The organism is Pseudomonas sp. AFG_SD02_1510_Pfu_092 (genome assembly GCF_003331055.1).
Taxonomy (GTDB): Bacteria; Pseudomonadota; Gammaproteobacteria; order Pseudomonadales; family Pseudomonadaceae; genus Aquipseudomonas.
The window spans coordinates 31,593-49,849 of sequence record NZ_PUQD01000018.1 but is presented as its reverse complement, the minus strand read 5'-3'; the positions used below and the strand labels follow the sequence as shown (position 1 = coordinate 49,849).

General features: G+C 62.7%; 19 protein-coding genes. 10 read left to right on the top strand and 9 right to left on the bottom strand.

All coding sequences use genetic code 11. The features are described 5' to 3' along the window. Positions 1 to 177: 177 nt before the first annotated feature. Entirely contained in the window at positions 178 to 1,512 is a 1,335-nt protein-coding gene (locus C6A77_RS10650; RefSeq protein ID WP_114169445.1) for a SidA/IucD/PvdA family monooxygenase, read from the bottom strand. A gap of 199 nt (positions 1,513 to 1,711) precedes the next feature. On the opposite strand from C6A77_RS10650, the gene C6A77_RS10645 reads away from it, so the two are divergent. Then, the gene (locus C6A77_RS10645) at positions 1,712 to 2,146 is read left to right on the top strand and encodes a hypothetical protein (RefSeq protein ID WP_114169444.1); all 435 of its coding nucleotides are present in this window, start codon (positions 1,712 to 1,714) and stop codon (positions 2,144 to 2,146) included. 194 nt (positions 2,147 to 2,340) lie between these two features. Here the strand turns inward: C6A77_RS10645 and pbpG are convergent, their stop codons facing one another. After that, the gene (pbpG, locus tag C6A77_RS10635) at positions 2,341 to 3,267 is read right to left on the bottom strand and encodes a D-alanyl-D-alanine endopeptidase (RefSeq protein WP_241507407.1); all 927 of its coding nucleotides are present in this window, start codon (positions 3,265 to 3,267) and stop codon (positions 2,341 to 2,343) included. 219 nt (positions 3,268 to 3,486) lie between these two features. Between pbpG and C6A77_RS10630 the strand changes: the two genes are divergently transcribed. Continuing rightward, the gene (locus C6A77_RS10630) at positions 3,487 to 3,855 is read left to right on the top strand and encodes a hypothetical protein (protein ID WP_114169441.1); all 369 of its coding nucleotides are present in this window, start codon (positions 3,487 to 3,489) and stop codon (positions 3,853 to 3,855) included. 133 nt (positions 3,856 to 3,988) lie between these two features. On the opposite strand, the gene C6A77_RS10625 is transcribed toward C6A77_RS10630, so the two are convergent. Then, positions 3,989 to 4,663, bottom strand: a complete 675-nt coding sequence (locus tag C6A77_RS10625) for a polysaccharide lyase family 7 protein (protein ID WP_114169440.1) — start codon at positions 4,661 to 4,663, stop codon at positions 3,989 to 3,991. A gap of 249 nt (positions 4,664 to 4,912) precedes the next feature. On the opposite strand from C6A77_RS10625, the gene C6A77_RS10620 reads away from it, so the two are divergent. After that, a complete protein-coding gene (locus tag C6A77_RS10620) occupies positions 4,913 to 5,236 on the top strand; it encodes a DUF1654 domain-containing protein (RefSeq protein ID WP_114169439.1) in 324 nt (107 codons plus the stop codon). A 37-nt stretch (positions 5,237 to 5,273) separates the two neighbouring features. Here the strand turns inward: C6A77_RS10620 and C6A77_RS10615 are convergent, their stop codons facing one another. Together C6A77_RS10615 and C6A77_RS10610 are read right to left on the bottom strand one after the other, a co-directional pair. Then, positions 5,274 to 6,092, bottom strand: coding sequence for a S24 family peptidase (locus tag C6A77_RS10615; protein ID WP_114169438.1), 819 nt, complete (start codon positions 6,090 to 6,092; stop codon positions 5,274 to 5,276). A gap of 107 nt (positions 6,093 to 6,199) precedes the next feature. After that, the gene (locus C6A77_RS10610) at positions 6,200 to 6,382 is read right to left on the bottom strand and encodes a hypothetical protein (RefSeq protein ID WP_114169437.1); all 183 of its coding nucleotides are present in this window, start codon (positions 6,380 to 6,382) and stop codon (positions 6,200 to 6,202) included. A gap of 170 nt (positions 6,383 to 6,552) precedes the next feature. Here C6A77_RS10610 and C6A77_RS10605 point away from each other — a divergent pair, with 170 nt between their 5' ends. After that, complete coding sequence (locus tag C6A77_RS10605) at positions 6,553 to 7,374, top strand: shikimate 5-dehydrogenase (protein ID WP_114169436.1); 822 nt, start codon at positions 6,553 to 6,555, stop codon at positions 7,372 to 7,374. A 125-nt stretch (positions 7,375 to 7,499) separates the two neighbouring features. Here C6A77_RS10605 and C6A77_RS10600 read toward each other — a convergent pair whose 3' ends face one another. The 3 genes from C6A77_RS10600 to C6A77_RS10590 form a co-directional block, all read right to left on the bottom strand. Next, complete coding sequence (locus C6A77_RS10600) at positions 7,500 to 7,742, bottom strand: hypothetical protein (RefSeq protein ID WP_114169435.1); 243 nt, start codon at positions 7,740 to 7,742, stop codon at positions 7,500 to 7,502. Positions 7,743 to 7,839: 97 nt separating this feature from the next. Beyond that, complete coding sequence (gene gloA / locus C6A77_RS10595; protein WP_114169434.1) at positions 7,840 to 8,367, bottom strand: lactoylglutathione lyase; 528 nt, start codon at positions 8,365 to 8,367, stop codon at positions 7,840 to 7,842. A gap of 225 nt (positions 8,368 to 8,592) precedes the next feature. Then, the gene (locus C6A77_RS10590) at positions 8,593 to 8,952 is read right to left on the bottom strand and encodes a histone-like nucleoid-structuring protein, MvaT/MvaU family (protein WP_114169433.1); all 360 of its coding nucleotides are present in this window, start codon (positions 8,950 to 8,952) and stop codon (positions 8,593 to 8,595) included. Between the two features lie 360 nt (positions 8,953 to 9,312). Here C6A77_RS10590 and C6A77_RS10585 point away from each other — a divergent pair, with 360 nt between their 5' ends. Both C6A77_RS10585 and cobF read left to right on the top strand, forming a co-directional pair. Beyond that, a complete protein-coding gene (locus tag C6A77_RS10585; RefSeq protein ID WP_114169432.1) occupies positions 9,313 to 10,602 on the top strand; it encodes an OprD family porin in 1,290 nt (429 codons plus the stop codon). A 67-nt stretch (positions 10,603 to 10,669) separates the two neighbouring features. Next, positions 10,670 to 11,419: a precorrin-6A synthase (deacetylating) gene (cobF, locus tag C6A77_RS10580; RefSeq protein WP_114169431.1), complete on the top strand. Its 750-nt coding sequence runs from the start codon at positions 10,670 to 10,672 to the stop codon at positions 11,417 to 11,419. A gap of 120 nt (positions 11,420 to 11,539) precedes the next feature. Here cobF and C6A77_RS10575 read toward each other — a convergent pair whose 3' ends face one another. Further along, positions 11,540 to 11,890, bottom strand: a complete 351-nt coding sequence (locus tag C6A77_RS10575) for a response regulator (protein WP_114169430.1) — start codon at positions 11,888 to 11,890, stop codon at positions 11,540 to 11,542. Positions 11,891 to 12,139: 249 nt separating this feature from the next. Between C6A77_RS10575 and C6A77_RS10565 the strand changes: the two genes are divergently transcribed. From C6A77_RS10565 to C6A77_RS10550, 4 genes are read left to right on the top strand one after another with little or no spacing between them, the layout of a single operon-like run. Beyond that, positions 12,140 to 15,607 (top strand): response regulator, encoded by a 3,468-nt coding sequence (locus C6A77_RS10565; protein WP_114169428.1) that lies wholly within the window; start codon positions 12,140 to 12,142, stop codon positions 15,605 to 15,607. Next, positions 15,604 to 16,425, top strand: coding sequence for a protein-glutamate O-methyltransferase CheR (locus C6A77_RS10560; RefSeq protein ID WP_114169427.1), 822 nt, complete (start codon positions 15,604 to 15,606; stop codon positions 16,423 to 16,425). Before C6A77_RS10565 ends, C6A77_RS10560 begins: the two co-directional genes overlap by 4 nt. Continuing rightward, complete coding sequence (locus C6A77_RS10555) at positions 16,422 to 16,997, top strand: chemotaxis protein CheB (protein WP_114169426.1); 576 nt, start codon at positions 16,422 to 16,424, stop codon at positions 16,995 to 16,997. Before C6A77_RS10560 ends, C6A77_RS10555 begins: the two co-directional genes overlap by 4 nt. Beyond that, the gene (locus C6A77_RS10550) at positions 16,991 to 18,217 is read left to right on the top strand and encodes a hybrid sensor histidine kinase/response regulator (RefSeq protein WP_114169425.1); all 1,227 of its coding nucleotides are present in this window, start codon (positions 16,991 to 16,993) and stop codon (positions 18,215 to 18,217) included. Before C6A77_RS10555 ends, C6A77_RS10550 begins: the two co-directional genes overlap by 7 nt. The last annotated feature ends 40 nt before the right edge of the window (positions 18,218 to 18,257 follow it).

Here is an 18,257-nt window from a genome sequence, read left to right as displayed (position 1 = left end):
CTGTATTGATAAGGACGAATGAGAATCGAAATCCTGCCGTTTTAAATGCAAGTAAATGTTTCAAAAGCCAGATGTTGATGTTGTCTGGATCGATTGGGGCCGCTTTGCGGCCCATCGCCGGCAAGCCAGCTCCCACAGGGCAGCGCATGGCTTGCCGACGATGCTTGTTCGCAAATATCAGGCCCTGCTCAGGGCCACTGCCGGTTGCGGCTTGCCATGCAGTTGCGCCAGGTCCTGGTACAGCGCCCGACCAATTTCCGCAGCGCGTGTCGGCAGCACCGACAGCAGGGTGTCGCTCAGTCCGTGGCTGTTTTCGCAGAAGCCCTGCAGGTACACCGAGGCCTGCAGGTCGGGGCTGGCCAGTACGCGGTAGTTGCGCTCGACGCTGAAATCGTCGAGGTAGCCGGCCAGTGGCGCCAGCAGGTCACGGTGCGAGCGCCGCTCGTAACCGGTGGCCAGGATCACCGCATCGTAGCGGTGGGTCTGCTGCTGGTCGGTGGCCAGGTCGCGCAAGGTCAGTTCCAGGCCTTCGCCGGTGGCGACCACCGCTTCCACCTGGCGCCGGCACAGCACGTTGTGGCGGTACTGGTGGGCGACCTTCTGCCGATAGAGGATGCCGTAGATGCGCTCGATCAGGTTGAGGTCCACCACCGAATAGTTGGTGTTGTGGTATTCGCCGAGCAGCTTGCTGCGCTGCTCGGCCGGTTCGTTGTAGACCAGGTCGGTGTAGTCCGGCGAGAAGATCTCGTTGACGAAGGGGCTGTCGTCGGCAGGCTTGAGCGCAGAACCGCGCAGAATCATGTCGACTTTCACCGACGGGTAGCTGTCGTTGAGGTCGATGAATGCTTCGGCGGCGCTCTGGCCCGAACCGATCACGGCAATGCGCATCGGTTTGCCGGCGGTGCACGGCAGCTTGTTCAGGCTGCTCAGGTATTGGGAGTGGTGGAACACCCGCGCGTCGTTCTTGAACGCGGCGAACTTTGCCGGGATTTTCGGCGTGCCGCCGCTGCCGACCACCACCGAACGGGTCCGGCGGCTGTACTCACGGCCTTGCGCATCGCGCGAGACCAGGCGCAGGTGCTCGACCCGGCCGGCGTGCAGTTCTGGCTCGATGCGCAGCACTTCCTCGCCATACCGCGCCTGGGTGGCGAAGTGCTCGGCGGCCCAGCGCAGGTAGTCGTTGTACTCAAGGCGGCAAGGGTAGAAGGTGCCGAGGTTGATGAAGTCGGCCAGGCGCTGCTTCTGGTGCAGGTAGTTGACGAAGCTGTAGGGGCTGGTGGGGTTGCGCAGCGACACCAGGTCCTTGAGGAACGAGATCTGCAACTCGCTCTGGGTGGCCAGGGTTTCGCCGTGCCAGCGGTAGTCCTGCTGCTTGTCGATGAACAGCGCGTCGAGGGCATGGCCCTGGGATTCGGCGAGTTCTTCCAGGGCAATGGCCAGGGCCAGGTTGGAAGGGCCGAAGCCCACGCCGATCAGGTCCTTGATAGTTTCCGGGTGTGCAGACTGGCTCATGGCTGCGGTTCCATAGTGGTCGAATGTGGACGCACGCCCGGGGGTCGGCGCCTGCGTTTGTACATTGGGTGGAACGAGCCAGGCGATGGCGAATTTACCGAGGGGCGACCGACCCGCTGGTAGCCGCGCTAAAGACCTGCGTCTGCCAGCCGATAGGTAGAACAACCCAAGGACCCATTCGTAACGCAGGGAGAAAGACATGACAGGTATTGCAGCAGTCGGTATCGCCAGCACGGCTCAGGCGTTGAGCACGACCGTGAACGCTGATACCCAGGATGCGCAAAAGACTGAAGCAGGCAAGGTCGGTGTCCAGGCCGATACGTCCAGGCTGCAGGCTGGCGGGCAGACCAAGCAGGCCGAGGACAGCGGCGAGAGCGCGGAACCTGCGCACATCCGGCAATTGCGCGAGATGATCAAGAAGCTGCAGAAGCAGCTGGCCGAAGAACAGAAGCAACTGGCCCAGTTGATGGCGCAGAAGATGGACGAAACGACCAGGCTGACCGTGGTGAGCGCCAAGCAGGCGAGCATCGCCACCCTCAATGGCGAAATCCTTCAAGCCACCGCGCAGTTACTCGAAGCCCTGCAGAAAACCGGTGGCAGCAGTGCCGGCGGAATGGTCAGCACCCAGGCCTGACGCCCCAGCTGGTGTCTTCAAGACCTGCGCGATCCCTGTGGGAGCGGGCAAGCCCGCGAAGCAGGCGACGCGGTGGATGGCACCGGCTGCGCCGGTGTTCGCGGCCACGGCCGCTCCCACAGGGGCCGCGCCTGCCTTCAAGAGGTGCGAGCCGACGATAGGGCCAGGCCAGGCCCTATCATTGCTGCCTCGGTTCACTCCGCGGCCAGGCTGCCTTTGTTCTGCCGCTGCGCCTTGTACTGCATGGCCACCGCCGGTGCCGGCTTGGCTGCGCCGGTTTCCAGCCACTGACGCATGCGGCTGGCATCGGCGAAGTGGGTGTACTTGCCGAACGCATCGAGGATGACCATGGCCACCGGGCGGTTGTCCATGCGCGTCAGCAGCACCAGGCAGTGCCCGGCTTCGTTGGTGAAGCCGGTCTTGGTCAGCTTGATGTCCCAGTTGCTCTTGTTCACCAGGTGGTCGGTGTTGCGAAAGCCCAAGGTGTAGTTGGGTTTGCGGAAGGCCACAGTCTTCTCGCGGGTGGTCGACAGTTCGCTCAGCAGCGGGTACTTGCGCGAGGCGATCAGCAGCTTGGCCAGGTCGCGCGCGGAGGACACGTTCTGCGTCGACAGGCCGGTCGGCTCGACATAGCGGGTGTGGGCCATGCCCAGGCTGCGGGCTTTGGCATTCATCGCTTTGATGAACGCCGGGTAGCCGCCGGGGTAGTGGTTGGCCAAGGTGTTGGCCGCACGGTTCTCCGACGACATCAGGGTAATCAGCAAGGTCTCGCGGCGGTCGAGCTGGCTGCCCAGGCGCACACGCGAATACACGCCTTTCATTTCCGGGTTGTTGGCGATGGTCATGGTGAGCATCTCATCCATGGGCTGCCGGGCATCCAGCACCACCATCGCCGTCATCAGCTTGGTCACCGAGGCAATCGGCACCACGCGGTCGGCGTGGCTGGCATACAGTTCCTGGTTGCTGTTCAGGTCGATCAGCAGCGCGCTGCCTGAAGCCAGGTGCAGCTTGGACGGGTCACGTTGAGCCTGGGCCGGGGGTTGTGCAGCAGCGGTCGACGAAACGGTCGCGGTACCTGTGAGCAACAGCAGCAGGCTGAGGATGGACAGGGTCGTTTTCACAATGAGGCTCACTAAAAGTTGGTATGTCGTTGGCTGTGCAAGGGTTTTCCCCCAAAACCGCTGCATTGTGGAGTATGGCCCAAACCCTGTCGAATGCCTTATGACTAAAGGGCGCAAGGTGAAGGAAATTTAATTCTGTGGCTTTCCGTTCGCCTCTTTGCCCATGAATTCCGGAGCTGGTAGAGTCTGCGCCTTTGAAACCAGCCTGAGAGGGATCTTATGCGGCGCATCATTTCAATGACGTTTGGCGGTTTGACACCGAGCTATTACCTCCGCCAGCTGTTCTTCGGCTCACTTTTCGCGGCCCTGATCCTGGGCTTCGCTGCCAATAGCACTGCCGGCCTTACAGGCAAACCCGGCCTGCTGCTGATGGCGGTCGTCTCTACCTTGTTATACCCATACTCGCGCTTCGTCTACGAAAGCGTAGTGGGCTTCATCATGGGTAATAACGTGTTCTTCGTGAACGCGCTTTTCATGTTGTCGGTGAAGGTTTTCACCATGGCGCTGTGCTGGTCGTTCGCGATTTTCATCGCGCCAGCAGGCTTGGCATATCTGTACTGGCATCACAGCCGAAGTGTTTCCCAGTGAGCAAGCGCTAACACCTGAACCCAGCCATTGTGCTGGGTTTTTTATTCCCCGCAGAGCGTGGATGAGGAGCAAAACGTCCCGTGCAAACGGTGCCGGAACACAGTGCATCGGGACGTCTTTTTGCGTGGTGAGTTCAGGTATGGGCCAGCGACAGGTCGCTGATGATGCAGATCGAGCCATCATCGACTGGCGTGGTATCGGTGTAATCGACCTGGTTGTACACCCCGCCGTGGAACTCGAACAGGCGCGAGGTCCAGGTGTCGTCGAGCTGCAGGCCGCCAGAGGTCCCGGTCACCCCGTTGCAGGTGGCCGTCACGGTGACCACGCCGGCAGCGGTGGTGTGGATGCTGACGACGAACTTCGCCCCCAGCGGTACCCCCTTCAACACCGTCGAGTTCACCGGGTCGATCTGGTTGTAGGTGCGCCGGAACCCGAGGGTGATGTCGCCCTTCTTCCAGAACACCTTCACCGGCGGGCTGTCGTCGGCGTACACGTGCATTTGCGCGATGACCACCTTCTGCGCCCAGTTGACCTTGGTCAGCGTCATTTCCTGACGATTCAGGTGATCGCGGGCACTGCCCAGGCTCCAGTAGTGCGGTTCCGACCACTCGCAGCGGGTCCTGCGGGTGCTTTTGCTCGAGGCGCCTTTGGTGGGTGCGGAAAGCTGAACCGAACCGTCGCTCAGCTCGCTCACGTAGTTCGGGTACAGAACCAGCGCGTCGGCGCCGGTGAGTTCGGTCGCTACCAGGTTGATCGGGGACACCGCCACCGGAACGGCAAGGATGAGGTTGCTGATATCTACGCTCATGGTGGAACTCCTGTCTGAAAAGTAACGGGTATGTGGCCGAGGGCCTTTGCAGCAGCCTGTTGGCGACTGCTGGGATTTAAGTTAGCCGTGAGCTAAAACTACGTCAATAGCTTTGAGCTAAATTTATTTCGCCGAGCGCAAATTTACCCGTTGGCGAAATTTCCCGTAAAGGGGGCTTTACGCTGGATTTGCCGGTGAGATAAGCTTTCCTTGAATACTGTACGAATATACAGCTATCAGGATAACGATATGTCTGAACACATGAAGCCGCTGCCCGATCACCGCCAGGCAATCACCGCCATAGAGCGGCTGAGCCTGCGTGTATCGTCGATGATCAACCACCCGCTGGCGCAGACGCAGCGCTGGGTGACGGTGCATCGCCTGGATACCGACGGTGATGCGGAATGGGAGGAGGTGATCGGCCTGCTGGCCGAAACGCCCGAGCTGGAGCTCACTTTCAACGACGACGGCAGCGTGACGCTGCGCTGGCAGCGCAGCAGCGTGGAGGAGCGCGACGATTTCATCGTCGAACAGCGCAGCGAACGACGGGTTGAAGCGGCGCCGCCTTTCTGAAACTCAGAACAAGCCCGCCAGGGTGGCGGGCTTGGTTTTACACAAGGTGCGCATTCCACACCAGCAGGACCCGGGCCTGAATGTACGTCTCGTCGCGACGAATCATGCGGTCCTTGTGCCGCGAATTGTCGGAGATCATCTCGAAATGCTCTTCGTCGGCGATCTGCAGCCGCTTGATGTAGATGTGCTCACCCCAGGCGAAGAAGTAGATCCCGTCGCCGACGAACTCGCGGATGCTGATGTCCACGATCAGCGGGTCGCGGTGCTTGATGGTCGGCTCCATCGACTGGCCCCAACCGGTCACCATCTTCAGGTGATGGTGATCGCTGAACTCCACACCCAGCTCGCGCAGGTGGCTGGGGCTGACCCGAACGTCCTTGAGCATCTCCGGATAGTCGTGGGGAATCTGCCCGCCGCCCATGGCGGCGCGGACGTCGTAGTGGGCAATCCACACTTCGTCACCCACCAGGCCTGGCTGGAGCCGCTCAGCCTTGATCAGCGTGGCGTCTGCCGGCTCCTCGGCGGCGGCCAGCAGCCTTTGCCGGGTGTGTTCGGGGATGCCCTTGCCGCTTCTGGCAAGCATCTGCCTGACCAGGTCGGCGGCGGACAGCGTGCTGTCACCCGTCTCGACCGGCGGCTGCTCGCCCGCTGCCATGGCGTCGAACCAGCCCCGCGGCAAACCTTCGATGGCCTCGATTCTGCGGGCCACGTCGTCACCCAGGTTCTTCATGGTCTTGTCCGAAAGAATCTGGCTCAGGTGCGCCGGGGCCATGCCCCAGCGCTCTGCGCAGGAACCCTTTCTCTGGCTGCCGATCAGCTTGACCAGGTTGTGCTTGCGAATGTCGTAGATGTCCATGAGAGGCAGCATGCCAGTATTTAGCTTGCTGCTAAATGTACTCGAACAAAAAAAAGCCCGCCAGAAGGCGGGCAAGGACGTAGGGAGCAACGCACAACAAATACGGTTCAGGCAACCAGGGTGCCGGGTTGCAGCTGTGCCACCAAGGCCTTGGCAGCGGCGAGGGTCGGCATCGGGCCACTGACGGCTTCGCCGTTGCGCACCAGGTACCAGCACGCCAGCAGGCCCTGCTCACGTAGCGAGGTGGGGACGGCACTGCCGACAACGGACATGATCTGGATAGTGGCCATGGGGGACCTCCTGTAAGACATGGGCCTACCTTAGCCAGCCGCTCGAGCGGTTTGAAATCAACTTCTTCGATAGTGGTCATTAGTTCCATCAACACATGCCAGCGCGGCGCGGCCAGCGGCCAGCTCTGTTACGCTGCGCAAACGTTTCAGTCACGACAAAGGAGCAGGTAATGTCGATACCTCCAGGCCGGGACACGGTCCTGTGCATTTCCCTGGCCGGGCGCCCTGGCACCTTCGGTGTGCGCTTCCACAATCACCTGTACCAGCAGCTGGGTCTGGACTTCTACTACAAGGCCATGCGCACCGATGACCTGCCGGCTGCGGTGGCGGGTATCCGTGCCCTGGGCATTCGCGGTTGCGGCGTATCGATGCCGTACAAGGAAGCCTGCATGGCCCTGGTCGACGAGATCGACCCGTCGGCAGCGGCCATCGAGTCGGTCAACACCCTGGTCAACAGCAACGGCCATCTGAAGGCCTACAACACCGATTACCTGGCCGTGCGCCAGTTGCTGGCGCAACACCAGGTCGACCCAGGCACCGCGTTTGCCCTGCGCGGCAGTGGCGGTATGGCCAAGGCCGTGGCCAGTGCCCTGCGCGATGCCGGGTTTGCCGAGGGCACCATCGTCGCGCGCAATGAGCAGGCCGGGCGACAACTGGCGGACGTGTGCGGCTATCGCTGGCTGGCCGACCTTGGCGACCTTTGCCCGCCGATGCTGGTGAACGTGACGCCGATCGGCATGGCGGGTGGCGCGGAGGCCGAGCAACTGGCGTTTTCCGAGAACGCCATTGCGGCGGCGGAACGGGTGTTCGATGTGGTGGCGATGCCGGCGCAGACACCGTTGATCCGTCGCGCCCAGGCGTTGGGCAAGCCGGTGATCACCGGGCTGGAGGTGATTGCGTTGCAGGCGCTGGAGCAGTTCGTGCTGTATACCGGGGTGCGGCCGACACCGGCGCAGGTGGAGGCGGCGGTGGCGTACGCCCGGGGTATCTGATTACGCCTGTGCCGGCCCTTTCGCGGGCTTGCCCGCTCCCACAGGTATTTCACAGGGCCTGAGCCTGTGGTGAGCTTGTGGGAGCGGGCAAGCCCGCGAAGAGGCCGGCACAAGCGCCAACCCGATCAGAACACCTTATGCCCGGCATCCAGCTGCTGGTCGACCAGCGCGCGGCCATGGGCAAGCGACACATGCTGGGCATTCTCAAGGTCGGAGAAAAACTTCATCGGCATCGACAGGCGCTTGCTGGTGTGCCCGTCGGGGTCGGTGATCAGGCAGCCGGCGGCATAGGGCAGGGGAGAGTCAGGGTGGGGCATCACGCTGGCGGTGATGGTGTGCTGGCGATATTCACAGTGAAGAGATTGCATCGTCCTTACCTCGCTGTGGCACATGAAGCAGTTACCTTCATATACCACAGCGAGCAGCCGGGAGTTCCCGGCCCGACGAGCGAGCCGCGCGGCTGGCTCAGCCTTCGAGTTCAGTCGGCTGGATGATCTCGACCCAGTAACCGTCCGGGTCCTTGACGAAGGCCAGGTGGTTCATGCGGCCATCCTGCAGGCGTTTCTGGAACGGCACCTCCAGTGCCTCGAAGCGCGCGCAGGCGGCGCGTACATCCGGCACCGAGATGCAAATATGGCCAAAGCCGCGCGGGTCGGTATTGCCGTTGTGATAGGCGAACCCGGCATCGTGCTCGGTACCGTGGTTGTGGGTCAGCTCCAGCACGCCAGGGATCGATTTCATCCACTGGTGGCGCGCATGGTCATCGGCGGGGATCTGCGCCGGGTCGACCAGCGCCAGGAAGTACAGGCTGAAGGCGGCTTCCGGGAAGTCGCGCTTGTCCACCAGGCGGAAGCCCAGCACACGGGTATAGAAGTCCAGGGACTTCTCGATGTCCTTGACCCGCAGCATGGTGTGGTTGAAGACGAACTGGGCGGTGGCGGCGTCCGGTTGGGCAGTGACGCCAGGCAGGGTTTGCAGATCGTGCAGGCTCATGGGAACTCCTGAGACGGGGCCGGGCGCAGGGCGCCGGCAAAACAGACAGGCTGGCCATGATACGGCAGTGCGCCGATTGCGCAAACGAAAGCGCCCTGCACAAGGCAGGGCGCTGGAATTAGAGGCCCGCATGTGCGGGCGCGTGATGGGGTCGCTAGTCCTTTAGCTGTCTCGATACTGAGCCAGCCGTTGTGAAAAAAGTGTGAAGCGCGTGTGGACGTTTCATCAGCGTACCCAGCTTTCTACCGTGGCGGCTCCGTACTGTTCCTTCCACGCCTTGAGGCCGCGGTGGTTGCCGCCTTTGGTCTCGATCCGTTCGCCGGTATGCGGGTTGGTGTAGACCTTGACTACGCGGGCGCGGCGCTGTTGTTTGGGCGCTGCACTTGGCGCCCGGGCCACAGCCTTCGGGTCGAGGATGGCGATGATATCGCGCAGGCCCTTGTCATAGCTTTTCATCAGGCCGACTAGTTTCTGCTCGAATTCGATTTCGCGTTTGAGGCCGGCATCCTTTTTTAACGCTTCCAGTTGTGCCATTTGTTCCTGGAGCGCTTTTTCGGCAGCACGAAACTCTGCAAGTCTGGACACTGTAATCACTCCTGTACGTCGCTCGTGGCAGGGCGTGACGAACATTGAAGAAGAATAAAACGCCGGCCACGCGGGTGGGTTACGCTGTTCGCTGATATCGAGTGTAGTCATTCAGGGGTAGCGGGTAAACTGCAAACTTTTTGCAAGTAAGCCGGGAACTTTCCTAGTGTTGCCTGCGCGCTCTGCGGGGTTTTTCAGGGGACTGCCCCAGGGCGTTTAGACCATGGTCCAATAGCCCGTCGCAGAGCCTTCGCGGGAAAATACCCGATGATCGCCGGCGTATGTTCGGTGCCCCCGCAGTACCGTGGCCAGCGCGTGCCACAGGTTGTTCAATCGTCTTGATTCTGGATGTTTCCCCGCATGTTTGCCCCTTTTCCACACGCCCCCGGGCGTCGTATTGCCGGCCTGTTCCTGTTGTGTGCCGGTGCCAATGCCCAGGCCGCTGGTTTTCTTCAAGACAGCAGTGCCAAGGTTGAAGCACGCAATGTCTATTTCAACCGGGATTTTCGTGACGGCCACAGCAGTTCCAGCCAAGGGGCGTCAAAACGCGAAGAATGGGCGCAAGGTTTTATCCTCAATGTGCAATCGGGTTACACCCCGGGGCCGGTAGGTTTCGGCGTGGATGCACTGGGCATGTTCGGCTTCAAACTGGACTCCAGCCCGGCCGACAGCAACAGCGGCCTGTTGCCGTCTTCTGGCCACGACCCGCGGCACTCGGCCGATCAATACGCCAAGTTGGGCCTGGCCGCCAAGGCCAGGCTGTCCAGTACCGTACTCAAGTACGGTTCGATGATGCCGGATGTGCCGCTGCTCAAATACAACGACGGCCGTTTGCTGCCGACCCTGTTCCATGGCGCCATGCTGACGTCCGAAGAGTTGCACGACCTGAAGTTCACCCTGGCACGCCTGAACCAGTACACCGCGCGTGATTCCAGCGACCGCCAGGATATTCGTGTGCACTGCAAGAACAAGCGTTATGCCTGTGATATCGAAGCCGATCACTTCGACCTGGCCGGTGTCGATTACCGGGTCAACGAGCGCTTCAGCGCCCAGTATCAAGTGGCCAGGCTGGACGACATCTACCGCCAGCACTTCCTCGGCTTCGTCGCCAGCCAGCCATTGGCGGTGGGCAGCCTGTCGGCCGACCTGCGCCTGATCAAGAGCGACGACATCGGCAATGCCCGCGCCGGCGCCATCGACCATCGCGCCTTCAGCGGCATGCTCGGCTACAGCCTGGGTGGCCACAAGTTCAGCGCCGGCTGGCAGCGCATGTATGGCGACAGCGCCATGCCGTACCTGGATGGCAGCAACCCGTACCTGGTCAACTATGCCCAGGTCAACGACTTCGCGGCCGCACAGGAACGTTCCTGGCAGGTGCGTTATGACTATGACTTCAAAGCCCTGGGTGTGCCTGGCCTGACCTTCTTCACCCGTTATATCAACGGTGACAACATCAAGGTGCCGGGCAGCGCCGCGGAAGGCAAAGAATGGGAACGCGACACTGAGCTCAAGTACCAGGTGCAAAGTGGCACGTTCAAGGACGTCAGCGTGCGCCTGCGCAACTCCACTTACCGCAGCAACTATGAGAAATGGGCGCGCGACATGGACGAGACGCGGGTCATCGTCAGTTACAACTTCTCGCTGTTCTGACCGCTTGCTTTGCCAATTACCGGCAGCCGCCTGACAATGGCCGCAGGTTCGCGCAAAGGGCAAGGCAATGAAAGACCTGTTGTTGATTGGCATCGGCCCCGGTGACCCGCGCCAGATCACCTACGAAGCGGTCGATGCGCTGCGCCAGGCCAGCGTGTTCTTCGTGCTCGACAAGGGCGCCGACAAGGACGAGCTGGTGCGCCTGCGCAAGGCCATGCTGCAACGCTACCGGCCCGAGGGCGGCTATCGCCTGGTGCAGGTGGCCGACCCTGCACGCGATGGCCTGGCGCCGGACTACCTGGAGGCGGTACAGCACTGGCACCGGCAACGTGCTGCGCTGTATGCGCGGCTGCTCGAGCAGGAAATCGGCGACGGTGAAACCGGCGCCTTTCTGCTGTGGGGTGAGCCGACCTTGTACGACAGCACCCTGCGCATACTCGATCTGGTCCGTGAAAGGGGTATGGCCCTGCGCCTGCAGGTGATCCCCGGCATCAGCAGCGTGCAGGCGCTGGCCGCGCGTCATCAGGTGCCGCTCAACCGCATCGGCGAGCCGCTGACGGTGCTGCCAGGGCGGCGCCTGCCCGGGCTGGCGCAGATCGACAATGTACTGGTGATGCTCGATGGCCAGTGCGCGTTCGCCCAGCTCGATGACCCGGCGCTGGTGATCTACTGGGGCGCGTACCTGGGGACCGCGGATGAGCTGCTGATTGCCGGGCCGTTGCAGGCGGTGAAGGCACGGATACTGGAAGTGCGTGAGCGGGAGCGGGCACGCAAGGGGTGGATCATGGATAGCTACCTGTTGCGTCGGGAGCTATGAGGTGCTTTGCCTGTTCCGGCCTCTTCGCGGGTAAACCCGCTCCCACAGGTACAGTGCAAGGTTCAAGGCAGCGCGGTCTCTGTGGGAGCGGGCAAGCCCGCGAAGCAGGCGAAACCGATTTCAAGGCTTACCCAGAATGGCCACCACCTTGTCCCGCAACTGGTCGATGCTGAACGGCTTGCCGATCAGGTGCATGCCCTCGGGTACATCGACGCTTTCGGCATAGCCGCTGGCGAACAGTACCGGCAGCAGGGGGCGCAGTTCGCGCGCCTGGGCCGCCAGGGCTTCGCCACGCATGTCGGGCAGCCCGACATCGGTCATCATCAGCGCCAGTGCCTGGCTCGGGTCAGCGAGAATGCGCAGCGCCGCGCTGGCATGCTCCGCTTCGATGACGGTGTAGCCCAACTCGTCGAGCACTTCGACCATCAGCATGCGTACGATGTCGTCGTCTTCGACTACCAGAAGGTGCATGTTTGCGATCCTGTGCAAAATGAATGTCTTTAATCTGTGCTCCGGGTGGCAGCAGAAGTTCCCCGAGCATACCGGTCCATGCAATCAGATGGAACGATTGGCGCACACCACCTTCAAATACTGGCTAAATGCCCTGCCAGACCCGCCAAAGCTGGTTAGACTCGCTTTACAGGACAGCGCAGTGGCAGACAACTACAACGATCGATTTGCCACACTTTCAATGGACTTTACTTGCTCGGGCGTTTTCACATGATTCAAGCAGCCTCGATGGACCAGCGAAGCTTCCGCAAGCTGTTGACCCGCAATATCGGCCTGCCCCTGGGGGTGGGCCTGCTGGGGGCGGTGGCCTTCGTCGCGGTGATCAACTACCTGCTGTCGGCCATGCAATGGGTCGAGCACACCGACCGGGTGATCGGCAATGCCAACGAAACGGTCAAGCTGTCGATCGACATGGAAACCGGCATGCGCGGCTTCCTGATCACCGGCGACGAGCGTTTCCTCGACCCTTACGAGGTGGCCAAGCCGCGCATCATCGACAGCCTGCAGAGCCTGCGCGGCATGGTCAGCGACAACCCGCAGCAGGTCGAACGTATCGACCGCCTGATCGCCTTGCAACAGGCCTGGAATGCGTTCGGCAGCCAGATGATCGAGCTGCGCCGCAACGAAGGTGATTACCGCGCCCTGGTCGGCAATGGCCGGGGTAAACGCCTGACCGACGAGATCCGCAAGGAATTCGACAGCCTGATCAGCAGCGAACAGCAACTGCGTATGGCGCGCAACGAGAAGGTCAGCAGTGTCACCGTGGCTGCCATATCGTCGTTCGTGCTGTTGATCGTCGGCCTCAGCGCCTTGCTGGCCTACCTCGGGCGGCGCGACCTGCTGGCGCTGTCGGGCACCTATGATGCAAATTTCCAGGCCCAGCAGCGCGCCGCCGAGGTCCTCGAGCACCAGGCCTGGCTGCGCAACGGCCAGACCCAGCTGGCCGAACAGGTGCTGGGCCAGCTGACCCTGCCCATGCTCGGCGACAACATCCTGCGCTTCTTTGGCGCGTATGTCGGTAGCGTGGTCGGCGCGGTGTATGTGCGTGACGAGCATGGCCGCCTGGTGCGCGTGGCCAGCTATGGCCTGGACGCCGAGGAACAGGCCCGCGCGCAGGTGCTAGGCGACCACGAGGGCCTGCTGGCCCAGGCCGTGCGCGAAGCGCGGCTGCTGCGCCTGGACGACTTGCCCGAAGGCTATTTCCACTTCAGCTCCGGCCTGGGCCGCGGCCAGCCGCGCAGTGCCTTGCTGATGCCGGCCCGTGACGACGGGCAGGTGAACGGCATCGTCGAGCTGGGCTTCCTGCGGCCGTTGCAGCAGCGTGACGAAGAACTGCTGTTGCAGGTCGGTGGCAACCTTGGCATTTCCATCGAAAGCGCCCGCTACCGGCAGCGCCTGCAGGAAGTGCTGGCCGAGACCCAGCAGCTGAACGAAGAGCTGCAGGTGCAGCAGGAAGAGCTGAAAACCGCCAACGAAGAGCTGGAAGAACAATCCCGCGTGCTCAAGGAGTCCCAGGCCCACCTGGAAGCCCAGCAGGCAGAACTGGAGCAGACCAACGAGCAGCTGTCCGAGCGCACCGAAGCGCTGGACCGCAAGAACGACGAGCTGCTGCATGCCCAGGAAGAACTGCAGGCGCGCGCCGATGAGTTGCAGCGCTCGAGCAAGTACAAGTCCGAATTCCTCGCCAACATGTCCCACGAGCTGCGCACGCCGCTGAACAGCTCGTTGATCCTGGCCAAGTTGCTGGCGGAAAACGGCGAGGGCAACCTCAGCGACGAACAGGTCAAGTTCGCCGAATCCATCTACTCGGCCGGCAACGACCTGCTCAACCTGATCAATGACATCCTCGACATCGCCAAAGTAGAAGCCGGCAAGCTCGAAGTGCGCCCCGAAAACACCCAGGTGGAGCGCCTGGTCGAAGGCCTGCGCGGCATGTTCGAGCCGCTGGCCGGGCACAAGGGCCTGGCCTTCGAGGTGACCACCGAGGCGCAGGTACCGGCCACGCTGTTCACCGACCGTCAGCGCCTGGAGCAGATCCTCAAGAACCTGCTGTCCAACGCCGTCAAGTTCACCGAGCGCGGCCAGGTCAGCCTGAACATCGGCTACCAGCCCGACCATGGCATCGTCTTCGCCGTGCGCGATAGCGGTATCGGCATCGCTGTCGACCAGCAGGAGGCGATCTTCGGTGCCTTCCACCAGGTCGATGGCACCAGCAACCGCCGCTATGGCGGCACCGGCCTGGGGCTGTCGATTTCCCGCGACCTGGCGCACTTGCTGGGCGGGCAGATCCGCGTTGACAGCAGCCCTGGCCAGGGCAGCGTGTTCAGCCTGGTCCTGCCCGAACGCTATGAGCGCGTGGGGCCGGACATCGAGCCGCTCAGCCTGCGCCCGGCCGTCGATAGCCTGCCACCAGCGCCGCCGGTGCCGGTGGCCGCCGCGCCGAAACGGCCGCAGCCGGCGTTTGCCGATGACCGCGAGCAAGCGCCGTTCGGCAACCGCTGCATCCTGGTGATCGAGGACGAACCGAACTTCGCCCGCATCCTCTTCGACCTGGCCCACGAGCTGGGTTACAGCTGCCTGGTGGCGCAGGGCGCCGACGAAGGCTTCGAGCTGGCCGCCCAGTACATCCCCGATGCCATCCTGCTGGACATGCGCCTGCCCGACCATTCCGGGCTGACCGTGCTGCAGCGCCTGAAGGAACAGGCCAACACCCGGCACATCCCGGTGCATATCATTTCCGTGGAAGACCGGGTCGAGGCGGCCATGCACATGGGCGCCGTCGGTTACGCGGTCAAGCCCACCAGCCGCGAAGAACTCAAGGCAGTGTTCGCCCGCCTGGAAGCCAAGCTGACACAGAAGCTCAAGCACATCCTGCTGGTGGAAGATGACGATCTGCAGCGCGAAAGCATTGCCCGCCTGATCGGCGACGAGGATGTCGAGATCACCGCCGTGGCCATGGCCCAGGATGCCCTGGCGCTGTTGCGCGAGAACATCTACGACTGCATGATCATCGACCTCAAGCTGCCGGACATGCTCGGCAACGAGCTGCTCAAGCGCATGACCGCCGAGGATATCCGCGCCTTCCCGCCGGTCATCGTGTATACCGGGCGCAACCTGACCCGCGAAGAAGAAGCCGACCTGCTCAAGTACTCGCGTTCGATCATCATCAAGGGCGCCCGCTCGCCGGAGCGCCTGCTCGATGAAGTGACGCTGTTCCTGCACAAGGTCGAGTCGCAGCTGTCCAACGAACGCCAGCGCATGCTCAAGACGGCGCGCAGCCGCGACAAGGTATTCGAGGGGCGCAAGGTGTTGCTGGTGGACGACGATGTGCGCAACATCTTCGCCCTGACCAGCGCACTGGAGCACAAGGGCGCGATCGTCGAGATCGGCCGCAACGGCCGCGAGGCCATCGAGCGGCTGGAGCAGCATGACGACATCGACCTGGTGCTGATGGATGTGATGATGCCGGAAATGGACGGCTTCGAGGCCACCCGCCTGATCCGCCAGCAACCGCGCTGGCGCAAGCTGCCGATCATTGCCGTGACCGCCAAGGCGATGAAGGATGACCAGCAGCGTTGCCTGCAGGCCGGTGCCAATGACTACCTGGCCAAACCGATCGACCTGGACCGCTTGTTCTCGCTGATCCGGGTCTGGCTGCCGCAACTGGAGCGAATTTGACTAGCGAACGTAACACCGACATCGAAATCCGCTTGCTGATCGAGGCCATCTACCTCAAGTACAGCTACGATTTCCGCAACTATTCCGGCGCCTCGATCAAGCGCCGAATCCTGCATGCGCTGCGCCAGTTCGACTGCCTGACGGTGTCCGCGCTGCAGGAGCGCGTGCTGCACGACCCCGGCATGTTCATGCAGTTGCTGCAGTACCTGACGATCCCGGTCAGCGAGATGTTCCGTGACCCGGGGCACTACCTGGCGCTGCGCAACGAAGTGGTGCCGCTGCTGCGTACCTGGCCGTCGATCAAGGTATGGATCGCCGGCTGCAGCACCGGCGAGGAGGTGTACTCGATGGCCATCCTGCTGCGTGAGGAAGGCCTGCTGGAGCGCACCATCATCTATGCCACCGACATCAACCCGCATTCGCTGGACAAGGCCAAGCAGGGCATATACTCGATGCAGAGCATGCGCGAGTACGCCGAAAACTACCGCGTCGCCGGCGGCCGGCGGGACTTTGCCGAGTACTACACGGCAGCCTACGGCAACGCCATCATGGACAGCGCCCTGCGCGAAAACGTGACCTTCGCCGACCACAGCCTGGCCACCGACAGCGTGTTTTCCGAAACCCAGCTGGTGTCGTGCCGCAACGTGCTGATCTACTTCAACAAGGAACTGCAGGACCGCGCCCTGGGCCTGTTCCACGAGTCCCTGTGCCATCGCGGTTTCCTGGTATTGGGCAGCAAGGAATCGGTGGACTTTTCCGCTTACAGCGAGCGCTTCGAGCCGCTGGTCAAGCCCGAACGGATCTTCCGCAAATCATGAACGGCGTGCGCGCGGTGGTGATCGGTGCCTCGGCCGGCGGCGTGACGGCGCTGTTCACGGTGCTCGGCGCCTTGCCCGCCGGTTTCGCCTTCCCGGTGATCTGCGTGCTGCACCTGCCGGACGACCGCCACAGCCAGCTCGCCGAAGTGTTGCAGCGGCGCTTGCAGCGCCCGGTGTGCGAGGCCCGCGACAAGCAGGCGCTGCGCGCCGGGCAGATCTACGTGGCCGGGCCGGGTTACCACCTGTCGGTGGAGCGCGACCTGACCCTGTCGCTGAGCCAGGAGCCGCCGGTGCACTTTTCCCGCCCGGCGATCGATTACCTGTTCATGTCGGCGGCCGATGCCTACGGTGCCGGCCTGCTCGGCGTGCTGCTCACCGGGGCCAACGAGGATGGCGCCGCCGGCCTGGCCTATATCAAGCAACAGGAGGGGCGGACCGTGGTCCAGGACCCCTCCGACGCACAGGTGGCGCTGATGCCGGAGGCCGCTCTGGCCCTGCACCAGCCCGACCATATTCTTTCTCTGAGTGGCATCGGGCAGCTGCTCGGTGCCCTGGAACCCAGCGCATGCTAAGCCACACCACCGCCAAACTGCTGATTGTCGACGACCTGCCGGAAAACCTGCTGGCCCTTGCTGCCCTGATCCAGGGCGAAGACCGCGAGGTGCACCAGGCCCAGTCGGCCGAGGCAGCCTTGTCGCTGTTGCTCGAGCACGAGTTCGCCCTGGCCATCCTCGATGTGCAGATGCCCGGCATGAACGGTTTCGAGCTGGCCGAACTGATGCGCGGCACGGAAAAGACCCGCAATATCCCCATCGTCTTCGTCACCGCCGCCGGGCGCGAGATGAACTATGCGTTCAAGGGGTATGAAAGCGGCGCGGTGGACTTCCTGCACAAGCCGCTCGACACCTTGGCGGTGAAGAGCAAAGTGTCGGTATTCGTCGACCTGTACCGCCAGCGCAAGGTGCTCGACCGCCAGTTGCAGGCGCTGGAGCGCAGCCGCCAGGAGCAGGAGCTGCTGCTGGCCCAGCTGCAAGCGGCGCGCGCGGAGCTGGAGCACGCGGTGCGCATGCGCGACGACTTCATGTCGATCGTCTCCCACGAGGTGCGTACCCCGCTCAATGGCCTGATCCTGGAAACCCAGTTGCGCAAGCTGCACCTGCAACGCGGCAACCTGGCGGCGTTCAGCGGCGACAAGCTGCAGGCCATGGTCGAGCGCGACGAGCGGCAGATCAACAGCCTGATCCGCCTGGTCGAAGACATGCTCGATGTGTCGCGCATCCGCACCGGCAAGCTGTCTTTGCGGCCCAAGCCGTTCGACCTGAGCCAGCTGGTGCGTGGCCTGGTGGAAAACTTTGCCGCCCAGGCCAGCGCCCTGGACACCCATATCGAGTTGCAGCGCTGCGAGCCGCTGCAGGGCGAGTGGGACGAGTTCCGGATCGAGCAGGTGCTGGTCAACCTGTTGTCCAATGCCTTGCGTTATGGCGAGCGCAAACCGGTGCAGGTGCGGGTGTTCGCGCAGGATGGCCTGGCCTGCGTGCAGGTCAAGGACCATGGCATCGGCATCGGCGTGGCCAATCAGCAGCGCATCTTCCAGCAGTTCGAGCGGGTCGCCACCCAGCAGGCCAGCGGTGGCCTGGGCCTGGGCCTGTACATATCGGAACAGATCGTCCAGGCCCACGGTGGGCGCATACTGGTCGAGAGCGAAGAGGGCAAGGGCGCCACCTTTACCCTGCAGTTGCCGCTGGCAACCTGCCAACAACAAAACGACCAGGCGCGGGTGACTTCTGCCTGAGCCTGGGGTCTGATGGCCGACTGTAAGAATTCAAGGCGTT

Bases quoted from the DNA above. Each gene is read 5' to 3' on its own strand.
- C6A77_RS10650 (WP_114169445.1), bottom strand. From the start codon at position 1,512: ATGAGCCAGTCTGCACACCCGGAAACTATCAAGGACCTGATCGGCGTG.
- C6A77_RS10645 (WP_114169444.1), top strand. From the start codon at position 1,712: ATGACAGGTATTGCAGCAGTCGGTATCGCCAGCACGGCTCAGGCGTTG.
- C6A77_RS10630 (WP_114169441.1), top strand. From the start codon at position 3,487: ATGCGGCGCATCATTTCAATGACGTTTGGCGGTTTGACACCGAGCTAT.
- C6A77_RS10625 (WP_114169440.1), bottom strand. From the start codon at position 4,663: ATGAGCGTAGATATCAGCAACCTCATCCTTGCCGTTCCGGTGGCGGTG.
- C6A77_RS10620 (WP_114169439.1), top strand. From the start codon at position 4,913: ATGTCTGAACACATGAAGCCGCTGCCCGATCACCGCCAGGCAATCACC.
- C6A77_RS10615 (WP_114169438.1), bottom strand. From the start codon at position 6,092: ATGGACATCTACGACATTCGCAAGCACAACCTGGTCAAGCTGATCGGC.
- C6A77_RS10610 (WP_114169437.1), bottom strand. From the start codon at position 6,382: ATGGCCACTATCCAGATCATGTCCGTTGTCGGCAGTGCCGTCCCCACC.
- C6A77_RS10605 (WP_114169436.1), top strand. From the start codon at position 6,553: ATGTCGATACCTCCAGGCCGGGACACGGTCCTGTGCATTTCCCTGGCC.
- C6A77_RS10600 (WP_114169435.1), bottom strand. From the start codon at position 7,742: ATGCAATCTCTTCACTGTGAATATCGCCAGCACACCATCACCGCCAGC.
- gloA (WP_114169434.1), bottom strand. From the start codon at position 8,367: ATGAGCCTGCACGATCTGCAAACCCTGCCTGGCGTCACTGCCCAACCG.
- C6A77_RS10585 (WP_114169432.1), top strand. From the start codon at position 9,313: ATGTTTGCCCCTTTTCCACACGCCCCCGGGCGTCGTATTGCCGGCCTG.
- cobF (WP_114169431.1), top strand. From the start codon at position 10,670: ATGAAAGACCTGTTGTTGATTGGCATCGGCCCCGGTGACCCGCGCCAG.
- C6A77_RS10575 (WP_114169430.1), bottom strand. From the start codon at position 11,890: ATGCACCTTCTGGTAGTCGAAGACGACGACATCGTACGCATGCTGATG.
- C6A77_RS10565 (WP_114169428.1), top strand. From the start codon at position 12,140: ATGATTCAAGCAGCCTCGATGGACCAGCGAAGCTTCCGCAAGCTGTTG.
- C6A77_RS10555 (WP_114169426.1), top strand. From the start codon at position 16,422: ATGAACGGCGTGCGCGCGGTGGTGATCGGTGCCTCGGCCGGCGGCGTG.
- C6A77_RS10550 (WP_114169425.1), top strand. From the start codon at position 16,991: ATGCTAAGCCACACCACCGCCAAACTGCTGATTGTCGACGACCTGCCG.